Annotated in this window: 2 protein-coding genes; both read right to left on the reverse strand. The window is 75.0% G+C overall.

The window, feature by feature from the left end; translation table 11 throughout:
- Window positions 1-1,429 (reverse strand): beta-ketoacyl synthase N-terminal-like domain-containing protein (locus CLM62_RS03425; protein WP_179381918.1); only part of this gene is annotated, 1,429 nt, incomplete at its 3' end.
- Window positions 1,430-1,451: 22 nt separating this feature from the next.
- Window positions 1,452-5,554 (reverse strand): SDR family NAD(P)-dependent oxidoreductase (locus CLM62_RS03430; RefSeq protein WP_143658911.1); only part of this gene is annotated, 4,103 nt, incomplete at its 5' end.

Consider the following 5,554-nt stretch of genomic DNA (forward strand, 5'->3'; position numbering starts at 1 on the left):
ACGGGACCGGGGCGCCGGCCGACGGGTCCGGCGCCGGGTCGGCGGCACCGGCCGGTTCCCCGGCGGCGTCGGTGGGCAGTTCCAGCACGACGTGCGCGTTGGTGCCGCTGATGCCGAACGACGACACCGCCGCGCGCCGCGGCCGTCCCGTGTCCGGCCACGCGCGCTCATCGGTCAGCAGCCGTACGGCCCCCGCCGACCAGTCGACCTGGGGGGTCGGTTCGTCCACGTGCAGGGTGCGCGGCAGCAGCCCGTGCCGCATCGCCTGCACCATCTTGATCATTCCGGCCAGGCCGGCGGCGGCCTGGGTATGTCCGATGTTCGACTTCACCGAGCCGAGCCACAGGGGCTCGTCACCGGCCCGGTCCTGACCGTAGGTGGCCAGCAGCGCCTGCGCCTCGATCGGGTCGCCGAGCGCGGTACCGGTGCCGTGGGCCTCCACGGCGTCGACCTGGCCGACGCCGAGCTGGGCGTCGGCGAGCGCCTTGCGGATGACGCGGCGCTGGGCGGGGCCGTTGGGAGCCGAGAGGCCGTTGGAGGCTCCGTCCTGGTTGACGGCGGAGCCTCGTACGGTGGCCAGGACGGGCAGGCCCTGCTCCCGTGCGGTGGACAGCGGCTGGAGCAGGAGCATGCCGACGCCCTCGCCCCAGCCGGTGCCGTCCGCGGCGGCGGCGAAGGCCTTGCAGCGGCCGTCACCGGCCATGCCTCCCTGCTCGGCCATCTCCGCGAACAGGGTGGGCTCCGCCATCACCGCGGCCCCGCCGACGAGGGCGAACGAGCACTCACCGGCGCGCAGGGAGCGCACCGCGAGGTGCAGCGCGACCAGCGACGACGAGCAGGCGGTGTCGAGGGTGATCGCCGGGCCCTGGAGGCCGAGCGAGTAGGCGATGCGGCCGGAGGCGACGCTGCTGGTCGTGCCGGTCAGGACGAGTCCCCTGACCTCACCGAGCAGTTCGTCGTCGCGGGGGCCGTACTTCTGGTCGGCCATGCCGATGAACACTCCGCCGTCGGCGCCCCGCACCGAGGTGGGGTCGATGCCTGCGCGCTCCAGGGTCTCCCAGGAGGTCTCCAGCAGCAGTCGCTGCTGCGGGTCCATCGCCAGCGCCTCGCGGGGCGAGATCCCGAACAGGCCCGCGTCGAAGTCGCCCGCTTCGTACAGGAATCCGCCGGCCCGCCGGAAGGTCCCGCGCAGGTGGTCGATGGGCCAGCCTCGGTCGGTGGGGAACGCCGAGACGGCGTCACCGCCCAGGCGCACGAACTCCCACAGGTCCTCCGGGGAAGTGATGCCTCCGGGGAAGCGGCAGCCCATCGCCACGACGGCGATCGGTTCGGCGCTGCCCGACTCCAGCTCGTGGACCCGCTGCCGGGTCCGCTTGAGGTCCGCGGTGACCCGCTTGAGGTAGTCGACGAGCTTGTCGTCACTGACCACTGCGATCAACTCCGTACGTGTACTAGGCGAGATCGCCGAATTCGCTGTCGATGAAGGCGAGAACTTCCGCCGCCGAGGCGGTTTGGAGGGGGCTTTCCTCCGTGCCGGCGTCGGCGGCCGCCGGGCCCGTCTCCAGGTGACGCAGGATGCGGCGCAGCCGCGTGACGACCTCCTCGTGGTGTCCGGGGTCGCCGGAGGCCATCGCCTCCACGCCGGCTTCGAGCCGGTCGAGTTCGCCCCTGAGCCGGAGCGCCGGGTCCTGCTCCGGCGGCGCGGCGAGGTCCAGGAGGTGTCCGGCGAGCGCGGCCGGTGTCGGGTGGTCGAAGACGAGGGTCGCGGGGACGGCCAGAGAGGTCGCCGTCCGCAGGTGGTTGCGCAGTTCCACCGCGGTGAGCGAGTCGAACCCGAGGGCCTTGAACGCCTGGTCGGGGTCGATCTCGTCGGTCGAGCCGTGGCCCAGTACGGCCGCGGTGTGCCGGCGCACCAGGTCCAGGACGTGCCGCTGCCGCTGCGTGGCGGACAGTCCCTCCAGCCGCTCCGCCAGTGTCGTGGCCCCGGACGGTCCCGGCGTGGTCGTCGCGTCCGGGGCGGCGGACGGCCGGATGCGGACGAGCTCCCGCAGGACCGCGGGTACCGGCTCGTGCGCGTACCGTGCCCGCAGCCCGGCCAGGTCCAGGCGCGCCGGAGTGAGCGCGGGGAGGCCGGTGAGCCGCGCGGTGTCGAACAGCGCGAGACCGTGCGCGGAGCTGAGCGGCGCGATGCCGGACCGGCTCATCCGCTGCCTGTCGCGGTCCCGCAGCCGCCCGGTCATCGCGCTGGCCTGCTCCCACAGCCCCCAGGCGAGGCTGGTGGCGGGCAGCCCCTGGGCGTGCCGGTGCTCGGCGAGCGCGTCGAGGAAGGCGTTGGCCGCGGCGTAGTTGCCCTGTCCCGCCGCGCCCAGGGTGGCCGAGGCGGAGGAGAACAGGACGAACATCCGGGGCCCCAGGTGCGCGGTGAGCCGGTGCAGGTTCCACGCTCCGCGCACCTTCGGGTGGAGTACGGCGGACAGCCGGCCGTGGTCCAGGGCGGACACGACCCCGTCGTCGGTGATGCCGGCGGCGTGCACGACACCCGCGAGGCGGTGCCCGGCGGTGAGGCTGTCCAGCACCCGGCGCAGGGCCTCCTCGTCGCCGGCGTCGCACGCCACCACCTCGATCCGCGCCCCGAGTCCGGCTACGTCGTCGCGCAGTTGCCGCAGCTCCGCTGTCTCGGTGCCGCGGCGTCCTGCCAGGGTGACGTGGCGCAGGCCGTGCCCGGTCACGAGGTGCCGGGCGAGCAGGGTGCCCAGGGTGCCGGTGCCGCCCGTGATCAGCACCGTCTCGCCGGCCTCGAAGGAGGTGGCGGGGACGGTCAGCACGGCCTTGCCGGTGAGCGTGGCCTGGCTGAGCGCGCGGAAGGCGGCCGGGGCGTCCCGGATGTCCCAGTCGGTGACGGGCAGCGGGGTGAGCGCACCGGACGCGAAGAGCTCGGTGAGGTGGGCGAGGATCTCGGCGATGCGGTCCGCGCCGGCCTCGCCCAGGTCGAACGACCGGTAGCGGACCCGGGGGTGCTCGGCGGCGACCCGCTCGGGGTCACGCAGGTCGGTCTTGCCCATCTCGATGAACCGGCCGCCTCGCGGCATGGCCCGCAGCGAGGCGTCGACGAACTCGCCCGCGAGCGAGTTCAGCACCACGTCCACGCCCCGGCCTCCGGTCGCCTCCAGCACCGAGTCGGCGAAGGCCGTCGTCCGTGAGGAGGCGAGGTGCGCGCGGTCCAGCCCGCCGTCGAGCAACGTGCCCCACTTCGGTTCGCTCGCGGTGCCGTACACCTCGGCACCCAGGTGCCGGGCCAGCTGGACGGCGGCCATGCCGACCCCGCCGGCGGCGGCGTGCACGAGCACCGACTCCCCGGTGCCGAGTCCGGCCAGGTCGACCAGGCCGTAGTAGGCGGTCAGGAAGGCGACCGGGGCGGCGGCAGCCGTCTCGTAGGACCAGCCGTCCGGTATCCGTGTCAGGTACCGCTGGTCGGCGACGGCGGTGGGCGCGAAGGCCCCGGCCACCATGCCCATCACCCGGTCCCCCGGGGCCAGTTCGGTGACGTCGGGTCCGGTCTCCACCACGACTCCCGCGCACTCGGTGCCCAGGTCCGCGCGACCGGGATACATGTCCAGCGCGATCAGGACGTCCCGGAAGTTCATCCCGGCGGCGCGTACGGCGATCCGCACCATGCCCTCGTCCAGGGGCCCCTCGGCCGACGGATGCGGGACCAGCGCCAGGTTGTCCAGCGTGCCGCGGCCGGTGCTGTCCAGCCGCCACGGGCCCGGCACCGGCGGCACGGCCAGGGCCCGGCCGGTGTCCGGGCGGGTGAGCCTGCGGGCGTACAGCCTGCCGGCGCGCACGGCCACCTCCGGCTCCGCCTGCCGCACGGCCAGGGCGAGGTGCGCCGGGTCGGGCGCGGTGCCTTCGAAGTCGACCAGGGTGATGCGGCCGGGGTTCTCCGTCTGGGCCGAGCGGACCAGGCCGGGAACCGTGGACTGGGCGAGCCCGGCGGCGACCTCGCCCTCGGCCCCGGTGGTCACCGCGAGCCGGGTGCCGATCACGAGGTGGCAGTCCGTCAGCCGGTCGTCGCCGAGCCACTGCTGAAGCAGGTCCAGTGCCCACTCCGCGCAGCGCCGGGCCGCCTCGGCGGGGTCACCGCCGTCCGCGGCGTCCTCCGGGCAGCGGGCGAGTACTGTGCCCGGCTCCTCCTTGTCGTCCGCCAGTGCCTCGGCGAACACGTCGAGGTGGGGGTGGTGACGCCAGTCACCCTCCAGCGGGTCACCGAGCAGCACGCAGTCGGCGGCGGGCCGCGCCGTGCCGTCGGCGTCACCCAGCGGCACCCAGCGGGTGGTGAACAGCGCGTCGTCGGACACCGGGGCGGCGCCGCGCAGCCGTTCCGGCGACAGCGGGCGCAGGACCAGCGAGCCGACGGAGACCACGGGGCGGCCCGCGGCGTCCGCGCCGTGCAGGGTGACGGTGCCGTCCTCGGCCCGGACCAGCCGGACCCGCAGCAGGCCGGCGCCGACCGCGTGCACCCGTATGTCGCGCCAGGAGAACGGCAGTCGGGCCGAGCCGGGCTCGTCCGTGGCCTGTGCGGCCGGACCCAGCGCGTGCAGGGCCCCGTCGAGCAGGGCCGGATGAACACCGAAGCCGCCGGTTTCGTCCGTGGGCAGGCTCACCTCGGCGAACACCTCGCCGCCGCGCCGCCATGCGGCCCGCAGCCCCCGGAAGACCGGCCCGTAGGAGAAGCCCGCGTCGGCGAGCTCTTCGTAGAACCCGTCCAGCGGGATGGGCTCGCAGCCCGGCACCGGCCAGGTGTCGAAGCCCGTGGGCGGCGGGACGGTCGTGTCGTCGGCCGGGGCCAGCAGGCCCTCGGCGTGCCGGGTCCAGCCCGTCCCGTCCGTCCTCTCGTCCTCGCCGTCCGGCTGTGAGTACACCGCGACCGGGCGGCATCCGGTGTCGTCGGGCGCGCCCAGCACCAGCCGCAGCCGCACCGCCGCGTCCTCGGCGAGCGCGAGTGGCGTGGCCAGGGTCAGTTCCCGCAGCGCGCCGCAGCCGACCCGGTCGCCCGCCCAGCACGCGAGGTCCACGAACGCGGTGCCGGGGACGAGCACGGTGCCCAGCACCGTGTGGTCGCCCAGCCAGGGATGCGTCGCCAGGGAGACCCGGCCGGTGCACAGCACCTCCTCGCCCGCGGGTGAGGGGAGCCAGGCGGTCAGCAGCGGGTGCCCGGCCTCGGCCAGTCCGGCCGCGGCCAGGTCCCGGGCGGCGGCCCCCTGCTGCGGCCAGAAGCGGCGGCGCTGGAAGGCGTACGTCGGCAGGTTCACCGCCCGCGCTCCCGTACCGGCGAGCGGAGCCGTCCAGTCGACCGTGGCACCCGTGGCGAAGACGGCCGCCAGCGCGTGCCACAGTGAGGTCTCCTCGGGGCGTTCGGGATGCAGGACGGGGACGCAGACCGCGCCGGTGCCGGTGTGGTCGAGGGTCTCCTCGACCATCGCGGTCAGCGCACCACCGGGACCCAGTTCCAGGAACTTGTCCACACCCCGGCCCAGCACAGTGGTCACCCCGT

The organism is Streptomyces sp. SA15, from assembly GCF_002291145.1.
Taxonomy (GTDB): domain Bacteria; phylum Actinomycetota; class Actinomycetes; order Streptomycetales; family Streptomycetaceae; genus Streptomyces.